General features: G+C 69.9%; 20 protein-coding genes. 2 read left to right on the forward strand and 18 right to left on the reverse strand.

Going from position 1 to position 18,376, the window contains the following annotated elements:
• Positions 1-89: 89 nt before the first annotated feature.
• The gene (locus GGQ91_RS11930) at positions 90-659 is read left to right on the forward strand and encodes an SMI1/KNR4 family protein (RefSeq protein ID WP_182592007.1); all 570 of its coding nucleotides are present in this window, start codon (positions 90-92) and stop codon (positions 657-659) included.
• A complete protein-coding gene (gene ruvX / locus GGQ91_RS11935) occupies positions 656-1,162 on the forward strand; it encodes a Holliday junction resolvase RuvX (RefSeq protein ID WP_043355472.1) in 507 nt (168 codons plus the stop codon). The genes GGQ91_RS11930 and ruvX overlap by 4 nt, the downstream gene beginning before the upstream one ends.
• Here the strand turns inward: ruvX and dprA are convergent.
• The 18 genes from dprA to sdhC all read right to left on the reverse strand — a co-directional run bounded on the left by dprA (position 1,152) and on the right by sdhC (position 18,294).
• The gene (dprA, locus tag GGQ91_RS11940; protein ID WP_182592008.1) at positions 1,152-2,363 is read right to left on the reverse strand and encodes a DNA-processing protein DprA; all 1,212 of its coding nucleotides are present in this window, start codon (positions 2,361-2,363) and stop codon (positions 1,152-1,154) included. The genes ruvX and dprA overlap by 11 nt on opposite strands.
• 36 nt (positions 2,364-2,399) lie before the next feature.
• A complete protein-coding gene (plsY, locus tag GGQ91_RS11945; protein WP_246410679.1) occupies positions 2,400-3,002 on the reverse strand; it encodes a glycerol-3-phosphate 1-O-acyltransferase PlsY in 603 nt (200 codons plus the stop codon).
• Entirely contained in the window at positions 3,002-4,306 is a 1,305-nt protein-coding gene (locus GGQ91_RS11950; protein WP_182592010.1) for a dihydroorotase, read from the reverse strand. The genes plsY and GGQ91_RS11950 overlap by 1 nt, the downstream gene beginning before the upstream one ends.
• Entirely contained in the window at positions 4,303-5,106 is an 804-nt protein-coding gene (gene hisF, locus GGQ91_RS11955; RefSeq protein ID WP_012317478.1) for an imidazole glycerol phosphate synthase subunit HisF, read from the reverse strand. Before hisF ends, GGQ91_RS11950 begins: the two co-directional genes overlap by 4 nt.
• 32 nt (positions 5,107-5,138) lie before the next feature.
• Positions 5,139-5,882: a 1-(5-phosphoribosyl)-5-[(5-phosphoribosylamino)methylideneamino]imidazole-4-carboxamide isomerase gene (hisA, locus tag GGQ91_RS11960; protein ID WP_043755576.1), complete on the reverse strand. Its 744-nt coding sequence runs from the start codon at positions 5,880-5,882 to the stop codon at positions 5,139-5,141.
• 37 nt (positions 5,883-5,919) lie between these two features.
• Positions 5,920-6,579, reverse strand: a complete 660-nt coding sequence (hisH, locus tag GGQ91_RS11965; protein ID WP_043351441.1) for an imidazole glycerol phosphate synthase subunit HisH — start codon at positions 6,577-6,579, stop codon at positions 5,920-5,922.
• A gap of 19 nt (positions 6,580-6,598) precedes the next feature.
• Positions 6,599-7,078: a DUF2628 domain-containing protein gene (locus tag GGQ91_RS11970; protein WP_455709730.1), complete on the reverse strand. Its 480-nt coding sequence runs from the start codon at positions 7,076-7,078 to the stop codon at positions 6,599-6,601.
• A gap of 73 nt (positions 7,079-7,151) precedes the next feature.
• Positions 7,152-7,739 (reverse strand): imidazoleglycerol-phosphate dehydratase HisB, encoded by a 588-nt coding sequence (gene hisB / locus GGQ91_RS11975; protein WP_043383667.1) that lies wholly within the window; start codon positions 7,737-7,739, stop codon positions 7,152-7,154.
• A gap of 84 nt (positions 7,740-7,823) precedes the next feature.
• Positions 7,824-8,699 carry an S-methyl-5'-thioadenosine phosphorylase gene (locus GGQ91_RS11980; RefSeq protein ID WP_043760730.1) on the reverse strand — a complete coding sequence of 292 codons (876 nt, stop codon included), beginning with the start codon at positions 8,697-8,699 and terminating at the stop codon, positions 7,824-7,826.
• 296 nt (positions 8,700-8,995) lie between these two features.
• Positions 8,996-9,907, reverse strand: coding sequence for a cytochrome c1 (locus GGQ91_RS11985; protein WP_043383665.1), 912 nt, complete (start codon positions 9,905-9,907; stop codon positions 8,996-8,998).
• An 18-nt stretch (positions 9,908-9,925) separates the two neighbouring features.
• On the reverse strand, positions 9,926-11,212 hold the full coding sequence (locus tag GGQ91_RS11990) for a cytochrome b (RefSeq protein WP_043351447.1): 1,287 nt from the start codon (positions 11,210-11,212) through the stop codon (positions 9,926-9,928).
• A 13-nt stretch (positions 11,213-11,225) separates the two neighbouring features.
• Positions 11,226-11,810: a ubiquinol-cytochrome c reductase iron-sulfur subunit gene (gene petA / locus GGQ91_RS11995; protein WP_078946996.1), complete on the reverse strand. Its 585-nt coding sequence runs from the start codon at positions 11,808-11,810 to the stop codon at positions 11,226-11,228.
• A gap of 182 nt (positions 11,811-11,992) precedes the next feature.
• The gene (locus tag GGQ91_RS12000; protein WP_182592012.1) at positions 11,993-13,858 is read right to left on the reverse strand and encodes an ABC transporter ATP-binding protein; all 1,866 of its coding nucleotides are present in this window, start codon (positions 13,856-13,858) and stop codon (positions 11,993-11,995) included.
• A 91-nt stretch (positions 13,859-13,949) separates the two neighbouring features.
• The gene (locus GGQ91_RS12005) at positions 13,950-14,534 is read right to left on the reverse strand and encodes a protease inhibitor Inh/omp19 family protein (RefSeq protein WP_075381821.1); all 585 of its coding nucleotides are present in this window, start codon (positions 14,532-14,534) and stop codon (positions 13,950-13,952) included.
• Between the two features lie 170 nt (positions 14,535-14,704).
• On the reverse strand, positions 14,705-15,529 hold the full coding sequence (locus GGQ91_RS12010; RefSeq protein ID WP_024831121.1) for a succinate dehydrogenase iron-sulfur subunit: 825 nt from the start codon (positions 15,527-15,529) through the stop codon (positions 14,705-14,707).
• An 83-nt stretch (positions 15,530-15,612) separates the two neighbouring features.
• Positions 15,613-17,430, reverse strand: coding sequence for a succinate dehydrogenase flavoprotein subunit (gene sdhA / locus GGQ91_RS12015; RefSeq protein ID WP_043383658.1), 1,818 nt, complete (start codon positions 17,428-17,430; stop codon positions 15,613-15,615).
• Positions 17,431-17,462: 32 nt separating this feature from the next.
• The gene (gene sdhD / locus GGQ91_RS12020) at positions 17,463-17,882 is read right to left on the reverse strand and encodes a succinate dehydrogenase, hydrophobic membrane anchor protein (RefSeq protein ID WP_182592013.1); all 420 of its coding nucleotides are present in this window, start codon (positions 17,880-17,882) and stop codon (positions 17,463-17,465) included.
• A gap of 10 nt (positions 17,883-17,892) precedes the next feature.
• Positions 17,893-18,294, reverse strand: coding sequence for a succinate dehydrogenase, cytochrome b556 subunit (gene sdhC, locus GGQ91_RS12025; RefSeq protein WP_043352126.1), 402 nt, complete (start codon positions 18,292-18,294; stop codon positions 17,893-17,895).
• Positions 18,295-18,376: the final 82 nt, after the last annotated feature.

The following is an 18,376-nucleotide window of genomic DNA, read 5'->3' on the forward strand; positions in this document are numbered from 1 at the left end:
ACATTAACCTACCTAGACGCGAACGGCTCCGCGCGCACCGGGGGCGATCTGCGCAGGAGCTGAAGCCTGTGGACGGTGGAGCGGGATCGATGTGGGAGCAGGTTTTCGCGGATCTCGCGCCGGGCTTCGTGCCGGACGAAGGGGCTCTCGACCGTGCGGCGGCGAATCTCGGCTTTCCGCTGCCGGCCTCCTATCGCGCCTTCTGCCGGACCTGCGGCGTCGGCCTCGCGGGGGGACAGTTCCGCATCGCCGTGCCGGCGCCGTTCGCGGCCTGCGATCTGGTGACCCAGGCGGGGCTCATCGCCCACAGCGTCGGTGCCGCCGTCGCCATGTTGGAAGAGGGCGCGGAGCCGCACCGCTTCGATGTCGAGGGCGGCGAAGCGAGCGTCGTCGAGCGCGCCTGCTTCTTCGGCGCGGGCGAGGATGGCAGCTTCCTGTTTTGGGACGTCTCCGGGACGGACGGCGAGTACGACGTCTGGCTGCTCGCGCCCGATCTGGAGACGGTGCGGTTCGGCGGCGAGAGCCTCGACGATTTCTTCACCCGGGTCGCCGCGCCGTCCGCGGCGCTGGTTCTGGGGCCGGGCGCGGAGCCCCTCCCCGCCCGGTTCGAGGGTATTGCCGAGGCCACCCTGGCGCGCACCGCACAGGCGGAGTCATGAACTTCGACGCGATCCGCGCCTTCGCGGCCGAGTCCCGCGGCGGCGCCCGGTTGATCGGCATCGATCTCGGCACCAAGACGATCGGGCTCGCCCTGTCGGATCTCGGCCGCCAGATCGCGACACCCCTGGAGACGATCCGCCGGGTGAAGTTCACCCCCGACGCGCAGCGGCTCGCGACCCTCTGCCGGCAGCACGCGGTCGGCGGCCTGGTGGTCGGGCTGCCGCTCAACATGGATGGCAGCGAGGGGCCGCGGGTGCAGTCGACCCGCGCCTTCATGCGCAACCTCGCGCCGATCCTCCCCCTGCCCCACGTCTTCTTCGACGAGCGTCTCTCGACCGCCGTGGTCACGCGCGCGCTGATCGAAGCCGACGCCTCGCGGGCGCGGCGCGGCGAACTCGTGGACAAGCTCGCCGCCGCCTACATCCTGCAGGGCTGCCTCGACGTCATGCGCAATCTCGCCGACGCCGATGCCGACACCGAGGACGATTTCCTCAGCGACTGACCAGGGAGACCGTGCCGCTGCCGTGGCGCTCGATCCGTCCGTCGAGCTCCAGTTCCAGCAGCACGCTCTGCACGGTCCGGGCGCCGACCCCGGCGCTCCGGGCCAGCTCGTCGGTGCCCACCGGGCTCGGGCCGAGCAGGGCGACGATCCGCGCCCGGTCATCCGCGGGCTGGGGCGGCTCGTCTTCGCAGACGGGGCGGCCGGCAGTCTCGCGGTCGGGCCACAGCGGGACCGGATCGCAATCCGCGCCGGCCGCGTCGAACTCGATCTCGTCCCAGAAATCCGGCTGCTCGGCGAGGTCCGGCCGACCGCGCGCCGGCGCCGCCTCCGCGTCCGGGCCGCGCTCGATGATCGGGCCCAGCACCTCGACGACGTGGGCGACCTCGGAGACGAGGGTGGCGCCCTGGCGGATCAGGTCGTTGGTGCCCTCGGCGCGCGGGTCCAGCGGCGAGCCCGGGACCGCGAAGACCTCCCGGTTCTGCTCCAGGGCGTAGCGAGCCGTGATCAGCGAGCCGGAGCGGCGGGCGGCCTCCACCACGACGGTCCCGTAGGACAGGCCGGAGATGATCCGGTTGCGCCGCGGGAAGTCGCGTCCGCGGGGCTCCCAGCCCATAGGCATCTCGGCGAGGACGGCACCGCCCTCCCCCAGGATCGCCTCGACCAGGGCCGCGTGGCTCGCCGGGTAGATCCGATCCTGGCCGCCCGCCATCACGGCGATGGTTCCTGTCGGAAGGCTGGCCCTGTGCGCCCGGGCGTCGATCCCGCGGGCGAGGCCCGAGACCACCGTCAGGCCGGCTTCGCCGAGGCCGCGGGCCAGCCGCTCCGTGAAGGCGAGCCCTGCCGTCGAGGCGTTGCGCGAACCGACGAGCGCAACGGCCGGCCGGTTCAGGATGCCGGCACCGCGCAGGGCCAGGAGCGGCGGCGCCGCGTCGACCTGCGCGAGGAGCCGGGGGTAGTCCGCCTCGCCCGTGGCGATCAGCCGGCCGTCGAGGCGGGCGAGCGCCGCGATCTCGGCCTCGGCTTCGCTGCGCGTCGGAGGCGTGATCCGCCGACCCTGGCGGCCTGCGAGATCCGGAAGGGCGTCCAGGGCGGCCGCCGCGCCGCCGAACCGGTTCACCAGCCTCCGGAAGGTGCGCGGCCCGACGCCCTCGGTCCGGATCAGCCGCAGCCAGTCGAGCCGCTGCGCGTCGGTGAGCTGCATGCACTTCCCCAAGGTCCGCGCGTGGCGCGCGTGCGCTCAGCCTTTCTGGCCGATGCGCCCCTCGGTGCCGTTTGCGAGCCGGCGGATGTTGGGCGCGTGCTTCCACCATAGCAGCACGGCCAAGATGAGGAACAGCAAAGCTTGGGTCGGCGCGCCGAGAGCCCACAGGGCCAAGGGTGTCGCCGCGGATGCCGCAAGTGCCGCCAGCGACGAATACTTGAGCGCGAAGGCGAGCCCGAGCCAGATCGCTGCAAAGAGACCGAGCGCCGCGGCATTGAAGGCCAGGAGCACGCCGATGAATGTCGCGACACCCTTGCCGCCTTTGAATCCGAGCCAGATGGGGAACAGGTGCCCCAGGAACGCACCGAGCCCCGCGGCGAGCGCCGCACCCTCGCCCAGGTTCTTGGCGAGCAAGACGGCGATGGTTCCCTTGAGGGCGTCACCCAGCAGGGTCGCCGCGGCAAGGCCCTTGCGGCCGGTCCGCAGCACGTTGGTGGCGCCGATATTGCCCGAGCCGATGGCCCGTACGTCGCCGAGGCCGGCGAATTTGGTCAGAATCAGCCCGAACGGAATCGAGCCCAGGGCGTAGCCGAGGGCGAGGCCGCCGAGGGCGGCCGGTGTCGCGAGATCGGGAAGCATCATGCGGCGGCCGCGAGATCGTCGACCGCGTGGACGATCCGTCCGCCGACCAGCGTCAGCACCGCCGCGCCCTGGAGGCGCGCCTCGTCGAACGGGGAATTCTTGGAGCGCGACTTCAGCCGGCGCTTGTCGAGGACGTAGGGCAGATCGGGATCGATCAGGACCAGGTCGGCGGGGGCACCAACCGCCAGCCGGCCAGCCTCGCGGCCGAGGATCCGCGCCGGGTTCACGGTGAGCGCGGCGATAAGCTTGGGCAGCGCCAGGTCGCCGGTATGGACGAGGCGCATCGCGGCGCCAAGCAGGGTCTCGATGCCCAGTGCCCCGTCCGCCGCCTCGGCGAAGGGCAGGCGCTTGGTCTCGACGTCCTGCGGGTTGTGATCCGACACGACGACGTCGATCACACCCTCGTCCAGGGCGCGCACCACCGCCTGCCGGTCGGTCTCGTGGCGCAGGGGCGGCGAGAGCCGGCAGAAGGTGCGGTAATGGCCGATGTCGTTCTCGTTGAGGACGAGGTTGTTCACCGAGACGCCGCAGGTCACCGGCAGGCCGTCCTGCTTCGCCCGCCGGACGATCTCGACCGAATCGGCGCAGGAGATCATCGCCGCGTGGTAGCGGGCGCCGGTGAGCCGTACGAGGCGGATGTCCCGCTCCAGCATCACGGTCTCCGCCTCGCGGGGGATCCCCATCAGCCCGAGGCGCGAGGCGAGCTCGCCCTCGTTCATCACGCCCTCGGCGACGAGAGACGCTTCCTCCACGTGCTGCACGATCAGGGCGTCGAAATCCCGGGCGTAGGTCAAGGCGCGGCGCAGCACCTGGGCGTTCGCCACGGCCCGGAGCCCGTCCGTGAAGGCGACCGCGCCGGCCTCCTTGAGCAAACCGAACTCGGTCATCTCCCGGCCGGCAAGCCCCTTGGTGATGGCGGCCGCCGGCAGGACGTTGACGCTCGCCGTGTCGCGGGCGCGGCGGAGCACGAAATCGACGATGGCCGGCTCGTCGATCACCGGGTTGGTGTCGGGCATGCAGACGAGCGTCGTGACGCCGCCCGCGGCCGCCGCGGCGCTCGCCGAGGCCAGGGTCTCGCGGTGCTCGGCCCCCGGCTCGCCCACGAAGGCGCGCATGTCGATCAGCCCGGGGGTCAGCACGCGGCCCGCGCAATCGACGCGCTTCGCGTCGGCCGGGGCACCCGGCGCCGCGCCGGCGGCGATGTCGGCGATGCGGCCGTCCCGTACCAGCACCGCGCCGGCGGTCTCGTGGCCGGTTTCGGGATCGAGGAGGTTGGCGTTCGCCAGAAGATAGCTGCTCACAGGGGCGCCCTCGCGGAAGAGGCCGGGCCGTCGAGGCGCATGGCGAGGCCGGCTGCCGCCATGTGCGCCTTCGCCTCGGCGACGCTCGCCTGCCCGAAATGGAAGATGGAGGCCGCCAGCACGGCGCTGGCGCCGCCCTCGGCCACGCCGGCCACGAGGTCGTCGAGGCCGCCGACGCCGCCCGAGGCGATCACCGGCACGGTGACGGCGTCGCTGATCGCCCGCGTCAGCGCGAGGTCGTAGCCGGAGCGGGTGCCGTCCTTGTCCATGGAGGTCACGAGCAGCTCGCCGGCGCCCTTCTCGGCCACCAGCCGCGCGAAGGCCACGGCGTCGATCCCCGTCGGGTCGCGGCCGCCATGGGTGAAGATCTCCCAGGCGGCCGGCGCGCCGGGCGGCGAGACGCGCTTGGCGTCGATCGCGACGACGATGCACTGCGCGCCGAACTTCTCGGCGGCCCGGGCCACGAGGTCGGGATCCTTCACGGCCGCGGTGTTGATCGCGACCTTGTCGGCGCCGGCCAGCAGCAGGGCGCGGACGTCCTCGACGGTGCGCACGCCGCCGCCCACGGTGAGCGGCATGAAGCAGGCCTCGGCGGTGCGGCTGACGATGTCGAGCAGCGTGCCGCGGGCCTCGCGGCTCGCCGTGATGTCGAGGAAGCACAGCTCGTCGGCGCCGGCCGCGTCGTAGACCTTGGCGGCCTCGACGGGATCGCCGGCGTCGCGCAGACCCTCGAAGCGCACGCCCTTCACGACGCGCCCGTCCTTCACGTCGAGGCAGGGGATGATGCGGGTCTTCAGCACGGGCGCCGTCTCATATCGCAGGCCTCAGACTATCACGCGGCCGGGCCGCGCGCCGCAGCGATCGCCGCCAGGGCCGCTTCCGGATCGATGCGGCCGTCGTAGAGTGCCCGGCCCGTGATCGCGCCGGCGATCAGCGCGCAATCCGGCTGCAGCAGCCGGTGCACGTCGTCGATCGACGCGAGGCCGCCCGAGGCGATCACCGGGATGCGCACGGCCTCTGCGAGTGCCAGGGTCATCTCGACGTTGAGGCCCTTCAGGATGCCATCGCGGGCGATGTCGGTGTAGATGATCGCCGCGACGCCCGCGTCCTCGAACCGGCGCCCCAGCTCCTCCGCAGTCATGCTGGAGGTCTGGGCCCAGCCCTCGACCGCGACGCGGCCGTCCTTGGCGTCGATCCCGACCGCGATCTTGCCCGGATACTTGCGGGCGGCCTCCCGGACGAAGCCGGGATCGCGCACCGCCGCGGTGCCGATGATCGCCCGGGCGACGCCCTTGCTCAGCCAGCCCTCCAGAGTCTTCATCTCGCGGATGCCGCCGCCGAGCTGGACCGGGATCTTCACCCGCGCGAGGATGGCGTCGACGGCCTCCGCGTTCCGCGGCGCGCCCGCGAAGGCGCCGTCGAGATCGACCACGTGGAGCCAGGAGAAGCCCTGCGCCTCGAAGATCGCGGCCTGTGCGGCCGGATCGTCGCCGAAGACCTTGGCCTGCGCCATGTCCCCCTGGATGAGGCGGACGCAACGCCCCTCTTTCAGGTCGATCGCCGGGTACAGGATCACGGGCGCTTCTGTCCTTCTTGCCTGGGCCGAACGGCGCTCACGGGCGCCAGTTCAGGAAGTTGGCGATGAGCGCGAGGCCCAGCCGCTGGCTCTTCTCGGGGTGGAACTGCGTGCCGGCGACATTGTCGCGGGCGACGAGGGCGGTGACCGGGCCACCGTACTCGGCGCGCGCCACCACGTCGTCCGGGCGTTCCGCATTGAGCGCGTAGCTGTGCACGAAATAGGCGTGCAGCCCGTCATCGCCGGTGGGAATGCCGGCGAGCAGGGGATGGTCGCGCTCGGTCCGCAGGGTGTTCCAGCCCATATGGGGGACCTTCAGGGTCGGATCCGACGGCCGGATCGGACCGACATCGCCGGGAATCCAGCCGAGGCCCGGCGTCGTGGTATATTCCAGCCCGCGGGTCGCCAGGAGCTGCATCCCCACGCAGATCCCGAGGAACGGGCGCCCCGCCTCGTGCGCGACCTGGGTCATCGCCTCGACCATGCCGGGGACGGCATCGAGCCCGCGGCGGCAATCCGCGAAGGCGCCGACACCGGGCAGCACGACGCGGTCGGCCGCGGCCACCACCTCCGGATCCGAGGTCAGGCAGATCCGCGCATCGCGCCCGCTTTCGCGGGCGGCGCGCTCGAAAGCCTTGGCGGCGGAATGGAGGTTGCCCGACCCGTAATCGATGATCGCGACGGTCTCGGTGCTCATGCGCGTCTCGCCCGGACTCTCACCGGGCGCCTTCCTGGGCGGGGAACAGCCCGATCACCGGCTCGGACCGCCGGCTGGGACCGCTCGGGAACGGGGCCCGCGGCGTTGTCGTGCTGGCTTCGAGCCAGCGGTTCAGGGCCCGCGCCTCGGCCTCCTCGGGCGTCGCGGCGATGACCGCGTCACGCGCCGGCCAGCCGCGCCGGGCTAGGGTCCAGCGGCGGAGGCTCGACGCTTCGAGGCCGATCAGCCAAGCGGCCAGCAGGGAGACGATCAAGCCGGCACCGGTCGGCAACCCGAGCACGAAGCCGGCCGCGGCCAATGCCACGAGGCCGACGAGGACGATCAGGGCGGCGAGCCAGAGGCGGTGAAACAGGAACCACAGCACCGTGAAGGCGAAGGCCGGCCAGGAAAAGCCGTCCCGCACCAGCACGGCCCGGTCGAGTTCGACCGACTCGCCCGGCCGCGCATCGGCCGGCAGGTGGAGCGTGTAGCTGCGCATCCGCATCGCGAAACTCCGACAGCGTGCGCCGCGACGGCCGCGTGGCCGATCCGGGCGCCCGGCGACAACAGGTCTACAGGGAGCCCTTGGTGGAGGGAACGCGCCCCTCCTCCCGCGGATCGATCGCCACGGCCTTCCGCAAGGCCCGGGCCAGCCCCTTGTAGCAGCTCTCCGCGATGTGGTGGGCGTTGTCGCCGTAGAGAGTCTCCACGTGGAGGGTCAGGCCGGCATTCATCGCGAAGGCCTGGAACCACTCGCGCACCAGCTCGGTGTCGAAGGTCCCGATCTTCTCCACGCGGAAGGCGGTGCGGAACACCAGGAACGGACGACCCGAGATGTCGACGCAGACCCGGGTCAGCGCCTCGTCCATCGGCAGGTGGATGTCGGCGTAGCGCGTGACGCCGCGCTTGTCGCCGAGTGCCTTGGCGAAGGCCTGGCCCAGGGCGATGCCGCAATCCTCGGCCGAGTGGTGCTGGTCGATATGCAGGTCGCCCACGACCTTCACGTCCAGGTCGAACAGGGCGTGCCGCGCCAGCAGATCCAGCATGTGGTCGAGGAAGCCGATCCCGGTGGCAATATTGGATCGCCCGGTCCCGTCGAGATGGACGGTGACCGCGATATCGGTTTCCGCGGTCTTCCGGCTGATGGAGGCGCTGCGCATTTCGGTCTGGACTTCGCGTCTGGGGCGGCCGCGGCCGCCCGCGCCTTCTAGAGGGACTCGCCGCCGAATGGAAAGGGCGGCCGGCTACCCGTTGAGGACCCGTCCCGCCACGGCGTCGAGCTTGGCGAGCAATGCCGGATCCCGGACCGCGGGCGCCGTCATGATCGCGCCGTCGAGCGCCCGGTGCGCGCCCGCCGGGCACGGCTCGCGCTCGGCCGGGAAATCGCGGGCGAGACGGGCGACGAGCCGCGCCGCCTTGTCGGCGTTGGCCCGGGCGACCGCGATCACCGAGGCGACGTCCACCGCGTCGTGGCCCGGGTGCCAGCAATCGAAGTCGGTGACCATCGCGATGGTGGCGTAGGTGATCTCCGCTTCGCGGGCGAGCTTGGCCTCGGGCATGTTGGTCATGCCGATCACGTCGAAGCCCTGGGCCTTGTAGGCCCGGGATTCGGCGAGCGACGAGAATTGCGGCCCCTCCATGCAGACATAGGTGCCGCCGCGATGCACCGCGATGTCCTCGGCCTTCGCGGCGACGGCGATCCGCGCCTGCAGCCCCGGACCGACCGGATGGGCGAGGGACACGTGGGCGACGCAGCCGTCGCCGAAGAACGAGGTGGCGCGCCCGTGGGTGCGGTCGACGAACTGGTCGACGAGCACGAAGAGGCCCGGCGGCAGCTCCTCGCGGAACGAGCCGCAGGCCGAGAGGGCGACGAGGTCGGTGACCCCGGCCCGCTTCAGGACGTCGATGTTGGCGCGGTAGTTGATGCCCGACGGCGAGAGCCGGTGTCCCCGCCCGTGCCGGGCCAGGAACACGACCTTGGTCTCGCCGATCCGCCCGATGCGCAGGGCGTCCGAGGGCTCGCCCCAGGGCGACGCCACGCGCTCTTCGCGCACGTCCTCGAGACCCGGCAGGTCGTAGACGCCGGACCCGCCCATCACTCCGAGGACCGCTGCCGTCATGAAGGTATTCCCCTGGTCGCGCAGCACATAACGGCCGCCTGATCCATCCGCCACCTCATCCTGAGGTGTCGGAGCGAAGCGGAGGCCTCGAAGGAGGGCTCCAGAATTCGCAGCGATCTCTGGAGCCGTCCTTCGAGGCTGCTGCGCAGCACCTCAGGATGAGGTTGAGGGATGGTTCAACCCGCTTCCGTCCAGCCGATCGTCGCGGTGGCCACGGGTTAACATGGCGATCCAGCCCAAAAAAGATGGGCCCCCTTTCGGGAGCCCATCCGTCTCGTCGATCGCGGCGCAGCGCCTCAGTAGGTCTTGTGCAGCTCCGGCTGGAGGCCGTGCACCTCGCCGCCGACATCGGCCCAGATCTTCTTCTTCACGTAGTAGAGCAGTGCCGACAGGATGATGAGGAACAGGATCACCCGGAAGCCCAGGGCCTTGCGGTCCATCATGTGCGGCTCGGCCGCCCACATCAGGAAGGCCGAGACGTCCTTGCCGTATTGATCGACCGTCTCGGGCACGACCGGCTGGCCCTGATCGTTCTTCGGGTAGGAGACCTGCCCGTCGGTGATCGGCGGCGGCATCGCGATGATGTGGCCGGGATAGTACTTGTTGTAGTGACCACCCTCCGGCAGGGCGAAGTCCTTCGGGGGCTCCTCGTAGCCGTTGAGCAGGGCGTGGATGTAGTCGGGGCCCTGCTCCGAGTAGCCGACGAAGGGCAGCCAGTCGGTCAGGAAGTAGAGCGAGCCCCGGGAGAAGGTCCGCGCCTTGGCGATGACCGAGAAGTCCGGCGGGGCCTTGCCGCCGTTGGCCGCCGCTGCCGCCTGATCGTTCGGGAAAGGCGGCGGGAAGGTGTCGGCGGGCCGGCCGGGCCGCTCGAACATCTCGCCGGCATCGTTCGGGCCGTCCTTCACCTGATAGGTCGCCGCGAGGGCCTTCACCTGCCCGGCGGTGAAGTCCGGTCCGCCTTCCTGGGCGAGGTTGCGGAAGGAGACCAGCTTCATCGAGTGGCAGGCGGAGCAGACCTCCTTGTAGACCTGGAAGCCGCGCTGCAGCTGCGCGGTGTCGAAGCGGCCGAACACGCCGGCGAAGCTCCAGTTCACGCGGGCCGGGATCGGCCCGCCATGCCCTTCCTGGGCGGAGACCGGCACGGCGCCGATCAGCAGGGCCGCCAGGGCGGCTGCGGCGGTCGTCGAGAGGACGCGGGTCATCATCATGGTCCTGTCGTCAGCCCGTCAACCTTTGGTGGTCGGTGCGGCGGCAGCGCCCGCCGGCATGCCGGATCCGCTCACCTGCTTGCCCGGCCCGGTCACGCTCTCGAGGATCGAGCCCGGCAGCTTCTTCGGCGTCTCGAACAGGCCGCAGAGCGGCATGACGATCAGGAAGTGCGCGAAGTAGTAGATGGTGCAGACCTGAGCGGCCAGCACGTAGCCCCCCTCCGGCGGCTGCGAGCCGAGCCAGCCGAGCAGCAAGGTCGCGCCGATGAACACCCAGAAGAACTGGCGGTAGAGCGGCCGGTAGTTGCACGAGCGGATCCGCGACGTGTCGAGCCACGGCGCGAAGGCCAGGATGATCACCGCCGAGAACATCAGGATGACGCCGCCGAGCTTGCTCGGGACCGCACGCAGGATCGCGTAGAACGGCAGGAAGTACCATTCGGGCACGATGTGCGCCGGCGTCACGGCCGGGTTCGCCTGGATGTAGTTGTCGGCGTGGCCGAGGAAGTTCGGCTGGTAGAACAGGAACCAAGCGAACAGGATCATGAACACGCAGGTGGCGAACACGTCCTTGATCGTCGCGTAGGGCGTGAACGGCACCGCGTCCTTGCCCGACTTGATCGGGATCCCGGCCGGGTTGTTCTGGCCGGTGACGTGCAGCGCCCACACGTGCAGCACGACTACGCCGGCGATCATCCACGGCAGCAGGTAGTGCAGCGAGAAGAAGCGGTTCACGGTCGGGTTGCCCACCGAGTAGCCGCCCCAGAGCAGGGTCTGGATCGTGTCGCCGACCACCGGGATCGCCGCCAGGATGTTGGTGATGACGGTGGCGCCCCAGAAGCTCATCTGGCCCCAGGGCAGCGTGTAGCCCAGGAAGGCCGTGGCCATCATCAGCAGGTAGATGACGACGCCGAGGATGTAGAGCACCTCGCGCGGGGCCTTGTACGACCCGTAATAGAGCGCCCGGAACATGTGGACGTAGACGGCCACGAAGAACATCGAGGCGCCGTTGGCATGCGCGTAGCGCAGCAGCCATCCGTAGTTCACATCGCGCATGATCTTCTCGACGGAGGTGAAGGCACCCGTCGCCGAAGGCTCATAGTGCATCGCCAGCCAGACGCCGGTGACGATCTGGATGCCCAGGAAGGCGGCGAGGATCGCCCCGAAGGTCCAGAAGTAGTTGAGGTTCCGCGGAACCGGGTAGGCAATGAAGGACGAGTGCACCAGCCCGGCGATGGGCAGGCGCGCTTCGAACCATTTGGCTACGCGGCTCTTGGGGACGTAGGTGCTGGCCGTTCCGCTCATGCTTCCGTCCTCCTCAGGCCGCTTCCTTGCCGCCTTCGCCGATCCGGATCTTGGTGTCCGTCTCGAAGGCGTAGGGCGGGATCGGCAGGTTGATGGGCGCGGGTCCATGGCGCACGCGGCCCACCGCGTCGAATTGCGAGCCGTGGCACGGGCAGGCCCAGCCCTCGAAATTGCCCTGGTGGCCGATCGGCACGCAGCCGAGATGCGTGCAGTTGCCGTAGACCACCAGCCACTGGTCGTGGCCGTTCTTGACCCGCGTCGGGAAGGCGGCCGGGTCGATCATCGCCGAGAGCGGGACCGCCTTCATGTCGCCCACCTCCTTGGCGGTGAGCTTGCGCACGAAGATCAGTTTGCCGCGCCAGAAGACGTTGACGATCTGGCCGTCCTGGATCGGCGTCAGATCGACTTCGATCGGCGCCCCGGCGGCGATCGTGTCCGCATCGGGCGCCATGGAAGAGATCAGCGGCCAAGCCGCGGCCGCGGCTCCGACCGCCAGCCCGGCGCCGGTCGCCAGGAAGAGAAAGTCACGGCGGCTGCCCTCATGACCAGAGGCCGCGGGAGCGGCGGCTGATGTGTTCGCCAAGGTTCGGAACTCCATGCGTCGGCGTCAGGGCCGCAGGTGCCCTCGTCCCGGCTCGATCCAGGAACAAAGCATTATGGTTCTAATCTGAGCAATGAGACTGTCTGACGCCCCCGAGTCAAGCCGCTGTGTGCGGCGCGGCGATAAGGTCGACCCGCGATCGTCGCGGTATGTTGCCGGTAACGCTGCCGGTGCGGCGCTCACGCGACGACGCTGTCGTATCGGGCCGTCCCGTCATCCAGGAAGCCGCCGGATTGGCGCGACCACAATCCGGCATAGACGCCACCGCGGGCAACCAGCTCGGCGTGGGTCCCCTCCTCGATGATCCGGCCGCGGTCGATGACGACGAGCCGGTCGAGGGCCGCGATGGTCGACAGGCGGTGTGCGATGGCCAGCACGGTCTTGCCGGCCATCAGGGTGTCGAGGGAGTCCTGAATCGCCGCCTCGACCTGGCTGTCGAGGGCCGAGGTCGCCTCGTCGAGAATCAGGATCGGGGCGTCCTTCAGCATGACGCGGGCGATGGCGATCCGCTGCCGCTGCCCGCCGGACAGTTTGACGCCGCGCTCGCCGACCTGGGCGTCGTAGCCCCGCCGCCCCTTGTGATCGACGAGATCGGCGATGAACGCGTCCGCATGCGCCAGCCGGGCCGCCCGCTCGATCTCCGCCTGGCTGGCGCCGGGGCGGCCATAGGCGATGTTGTCGCGGATGGAGCGGTGCAAGAGCGACGTGTCCTGGCTGACCATCGCGATGGCTTCGCGCAGCGATTGCTGAGTCACCGCGGCGATGTCCTTGCCGTCCACCAGGATGCGCCCGCTCTCCACGTCGTAGAGGCGCAGGAGCAGACCCGCCAGGGTCGACTTGCCCGCGCCGCTGACGCCGACCAGCCCGACCTTCTCGCCGGGGCGGATCGTCAGGGAGAAATCCTCGATGACCGTGGCGTCGCCGCGTCCGTAATGGAAGCCGACCTCCTCGAATCGGATCTCGCCGCCGGTGACGACGAGGGACTGCGCGTCCGGCGCGTCGACCAGGGCGTGCGGCCGGGCCATCGTCTGCATGCTCTCCTGGACCACGCCGACATTCTCGAAGACACCGCGCACGGTCTGCATGACCCAGCCCGACATGGCGATCAGGCGCAGCACGAGGGCGAGACCCGCCGACGCCTCGCCGGTGGTCATGCCGCCGTCGCGCCACAGGATGAGGCACGCGGCACCGGTGGCGATCAGGAGCGTGCTGTTGAGGAGTCCGAGCAGGCTGGTGGTCAGGGTCACCAGCCGGAACTGGTGAAGATAGGCGGCCGTGTGGACGTCCACCGCGTCCTGCACCGCGGCCCGCTCCTCGCGGTCGCGTGCGAAGAGCTTGACCGTCAGGATGTTGGTGTAGCTGTCGACGATCCGGCCGATGAGCGTCGAGCGGGTGTCGGCGGTCTTGTGCGAGCGCGCCCGGGCCCGGGGCACGAACCACGCGGTCAGGGCCGCGTAGGCGGCGATCCAGAGCAGCACCGGGACGGCGAGCCACGGCGAGATCGCGCTGAACAGCCCGACCGCCGTGATCGCGTAGATCGCCACGTAGAGGAGCGTGTCGATGAAGACGACCGCGAGTTCCCGCACCGCCGGGCCCACCTGGACGACGCGGTTGGCCAGACGGCCGGAGAAGTCGCCCTGGAAATACGAAAGCGCGTGCCCGAGGGTGTAGAGATGCGCCCGCCAGCGGATCTGGCTGGTCGATTGCGGCACGATGAGCTGGTTGGACAGCACCTCGTGCGCCCAGATCGACAGCGGACGCACCACCGCGATGAGAACGACCACGAGGCCGAGTTCGACCGCGTGGTCCGACAGCACCGTCGCCCGATCGGCCGAGCCGAGCAGGTCGATGAACCAGCGCATCACGAGGTAGAGGGACGCCTCGACCGTGCCGGCGATCACCGCGATGACGAACAGGGCCGCCAGGGCGGCGCGGATCGGGCGCAGGTAGAACCAGGCAAAGCCGAGGATCGACCGCGGCGGCATCCGCGCCTCGTCGAAGGGCGCGAAGGGGTCGACGCGGCGTTCAAGCCAATCGAGGAACATGTCTACGGGGGCGTGACGCGGCGGGAGCCCCTCATGTAAGCGCGACCGGCCCCGCGCCAACCGTGCGGAGTGGTCGCGCCGCCGCGGTGTCTCAGCGGTTCAGGGCCAGCGCGGCGCCCGACTTGGTCAGGGCGCCTTCCAGGCCGCCGCCGCCCTGGCGCAGCCGCGCCGCCACGGAGCCGCCCGGCTGGTAGAGGTAGACTTCCCCGTCGCGGAAGTCCCAGGCCGAGACCCGGGCCAGATCCTTGTTGGGGCAGCCCGTCGCCGTCGCCCTGTAGAGGTCGAGGGCCGGCGTGCTCGAGAGCGTCACCTTGCAATTCGCTCCGGTGGCATCGCGGGCATCCCAGCTTCCGACCACGGAGGAGCGGCCGCCGGTGGCGACCGGCGGCGGCGGCGCCGGCGGGGCGACCGGCTCGGCGATCACCGTCGGACCGGCGGGCGGCGCGGCCGCCTGCGCACCGGGCGGGGTCGGCGCGTCGGGGCTCGCGGCCACGCCGGGCGGAGGCGCCAGGGGGGCTGCGGTCACGGTGCCCGACGGCATGGCCGGCACCGTGTCCAGGGAGGCCTGCGGCGACGGCGCCCGCGTCCGCGGCCCATCCAGGCGGCTCGAGGCACAGGCGCCGAGGCTGGCGCCCAGGCAGAGAACGGCGAACGTCGACAGGCTCGGGCGCAGCATCGGTCCACTTTGGGTCAGGCTTGGAGGCGCGTACGCGCTTGCCCCTGACTCCGTGCCAATTGCGCTGACCGCAAGGCGGCCCTCTCAAGCTCAGACGACTCCGCTGCGGAGAGCCGGGCTTTTCGGCCCAGTGTGGCCTTCAGGCCTCAATACGTGGCCCGGCTCTGCAATCAGAGCGTGCGCTCCACCATCATCTTCTTGATTTCGGCAATGGCCTTGGCCGGGTTCAGGCTCTTCGGGCAGGTGTTGGCGCAGTTCATGATCGTGTGGCAGCGGTACAGCCGGAACGGGTCGTGCAGCCCGTCGAGGCGGTGGCCCGTGTTCTCGTCGCGCGAGTCGATCAGCCAGCGATAGGCCTGCAGCAGGGCTGCCGGGCCGAGGAACTTGTCGCCGTTCCACCAGTAGCTCGGGCACGAGGTGGTGCAGCACGCGCAGAGGATGCACTCGTACAGACCGTCGAGGCGGGAGCGGTCCTCCGGAGTCTGGCGCCACTCCTTCTCCGGGGCCGGCGTCTCGGTCTGCAGCCAGGGCTCGATGGCGGCGTGCTGGGCGTAGAAATTCGTGAGGTCCGGCACGAGGTCCTTCAGGACCGGCATGTGCGGCAGCGGATAGATCCGGATCGCCCCGTCCTTGTCCTTGCGGGTCATGACCGGCAGGGCGTTGTCGGGGCTCTTGCACTCGTCGATGCCCATCGTGCAGGCGAGCGCGTTCTGGCCCTCGATGTTCATCGCGCAGGAGCCGCAGATGCCCTCGCGGCAGGAGCGGCGGAAGACCAGCGTCGAGTCGACCTTGTTCTTGATCCACAGGAGCGCATCGAGGACCATCGGCCCGCAATCCTCGCGGTCGACCTGATAGGTGTCGATCCGCGGGTTGGCCCCGTCATCCGGGTTCCAGCGGTAGATCTTGAAGGTCTGCAGGTTCCTGGCGCCGGGAGGCGCCGGCCAGGACTTGCCCTGCGTGATCTGGGAATTCTTCGGAAGGTTGAACTGGGCCATGGTTCTCGACGGCTTCCGCTAGAGCAGGACGTGGCGGCCGGGGCAGAAGCCCCGCCGCCGCAGTCGTTGAGCAGAGGTTCGTATCAGTACACGCGGGCCTTCGGCTCGATGTACTGGATCTCATTGGACATCGTGTAGGTGTGCACCGGACGGTAATCGATGTTCACCTGGTGCCGGCCCTCGTCGAGCCAGGACAGCGTGTGCTTCATCCAGTCCTTGTCGTCGCGGTCCGGGAAGTCCTCGCGGGCATGGGCGCCGCGGGATTCCGTGCGGTTGGCGGCCGATTCCATCGTGACCACCGCCTGGCCGATCAGATTGTCGAACTCCAGGGTCTCCAGGAGGTCGGTGTTCCAGACCAGCGACCGGTCAGTGACCTTCACGTCGGCGGCGGCGTTCCAGACCTTGTGGATCAGGCCCTTGCCCTCCTCCAGAACCTCGCCGGTGCGGAACACGGCGCAATTGTTCTGCATCGTCTTCTGCATCTCGGCGCGGAGTTCCGCGGTCGGCGTCGCGCCGTTGGCGTAGCGGAACCGGTCGAGGCGCTCGAGGGCCTTGTCGGTGGCCCCCTTCGGCAGTTCCATGGCGCGGCCGTTCGGCTCGACGATCTCGGCGCAGCGGTTGCCGGCGGCGCGGCCGAACACCACGAGATCGATCAGCGAGTTCGAACCCAGGCGGTTGGCGCCGTGCACGGAGACGCAGGCTGCTTCGCCGATGGCCATGAGACCCGGAACCACGGTGTCGGGGTTGCCGTCGCGCAGCGTCAGCACCTCGCCGTGATAGTTCGTGGGGATGCCGCCCATGTTGTAATGGACGGTCGGGATGACCGGGATCGGCTCCTTGGTCACGTCGACGCCGGCGAAGATCCGCGCGGATTCCGAGATGCCCGGCAGGCGCTCGTGCAGGATCTTCGGATCCAGGTGGTCGAGGTGCAGGTAGATGTGATCCTTGTTCTTGCCGACACCGCGGCCGTCCCGGATCTCCATGGTCATGGAGCGCGAGACGACGTCGCGCGAGGCGAGGTCCTTGGCCGACGGTGCGTAGCGCTCCATGAAGCGCTCGCCCTCGGAATTGGTGAGGTAGCCGCCCTCGCCGCGGGAGCCTTCCGTGATCAGGCAGCCCGCGCCGTAGATGCCGGTCGGGTGGAATTGCACGAACTCCATGTCCTGCAGCGGCAGGCCGGCGCGCAGCACCATGGCGTTGCCGTCGCCCGTGCAGGTATGCGCGGAGGTCGCCGAGAAATAGGCGCGTCCGTAGCCGCCGGTCGCCAGGATGGTCATCTGGGCGCGGAACCGGTGGATCTCGCCGGTGGCCTGGTCGAGGGCGATGACGCCGCGGCAGCGGCCCTCCTCGTCCATGATCAGGTCGAGGGCGAAATACTCGATGAAGAAGTCGGTCTGGTTCTTTACCGCCTGCCCGTAGAGGGTGTGCAGCATGGCGTGGCCGGTGCGGTCGGCCGCCGCGCAGGTGCGCTGGGCGGTGCCCTTGCCGTAATCGGTGGTCATGCCGCCGAACGGGCGCTGGTAGATCTTGCCTTCCTCCGTGCGGGAGAACGGCACGCCCCAGTGCTCCAGCTCGTAGACGGCGGCGGGCGCGTTGCGCACGAGGTACTCGATGGCGTCCTGGTCGCCGAGCCAGTCCGACCCCTTCACGGTGTCGTACATGTGCCAGCGCCAGTCGTCCGGGCCCATGTTGCCGAGGGACGCCGAGATGCCGCCCTGCGCCGCCACGGTGTGCGAGCGGGTCGGGAACACCTTGGTGATGCAGGCGGTGCGCAGGCCGGCTTCCGAGCAGCCGACCGTGGCACGCAGGCCGGCGCCGCCCGCGCCGACGATCACCACGTCGAAGGCGTGATCGTGAATGGTGTAGGCAGGCCCGCTGCCGTTTGTGCCGTTGGCGGCCATGTTCGGCTCCTCGAAATAGGGGTTGGCGGGGTTCAGGCCGGCTGTCCGAAGCCGATGCGCAGCACCGCGTAGAGGCAGGCCACGGCCACGACGACCGCGTAGGCGTTGTTGGCGAGAACCGCGGCAACCTTCATGGCCGGGGCGTGCACGTAGTCCTCGATGATCACCTGCATGCCGAGACGCATGTGGATCGTAACCGACAGCAGCGCCAGGATCAGGAGAATTGACACCACGGGGGTCGCGACGAGGAGCCGCGCCTCCGCAAAGCCGCGGCCCGACATCTTGGCGACGATCACCACGAAGCTCAGCATCAGCACGACGTTGGCGATGGCGGTCAGCCGCTGCAGCCACCAGTGGCCGGCCCCGTGGTGCGCGACGCCAAGGCCGCGGACCCGGGCGCGGGGGGTGCGGATCGAGACGCGCGTGTCCTGCCGGACCTCTTTCTGAGCCATGTGGGCCTCCTCAGCGGACCAGAAGGGCGACCGCCCAGATGACGAGGGTGAGCGCGACCGAGCCGATCAGGGTCAGCCGGGCCATCGACAGGCGCTTCTCCCGATCGAAGCCCACGCCCGTGTCCCAGATCAGGTGCCGGATGCCGCCCAGCATGTGGTGCATCAGCACCCACGTATAGACGAACAGGATCAGGCGCCCGAACAGCGAGCCGAAGAACCCGGCCACGTAAGAGTAGCCGACCGGTCCGGAAGCCAGAGCCACGAGCCAGAGGGCGACCAGTGCAGTCCCGCCATAGAGCGCGGTGCCGGTGATACGGTGAAACACCGACATCGCCATCGTCCAGGTCCAGCGATAGATCTGGAGATGGGGCGATAGCGGCTGTGCCACTGTCGGGCGGGCGGTGGGTGCCATCGGGTTGAAGCCTCGCAGCTGCGAACTGGACCGTCTCTAATCTGGTAGCGCTAGTGGCTGAGCGGGCAACCCGCAATCCGCC

The organism is Methylobacterium fujisawaense (assembly GCF_014138435.1).
Lineage (GTDB): Bacteria > Pseudomonadota > Alphaproteobacteria > Rhizobiales > Beijerinckiaceae > Methylobacterium > Methylobacterium fujisawaense.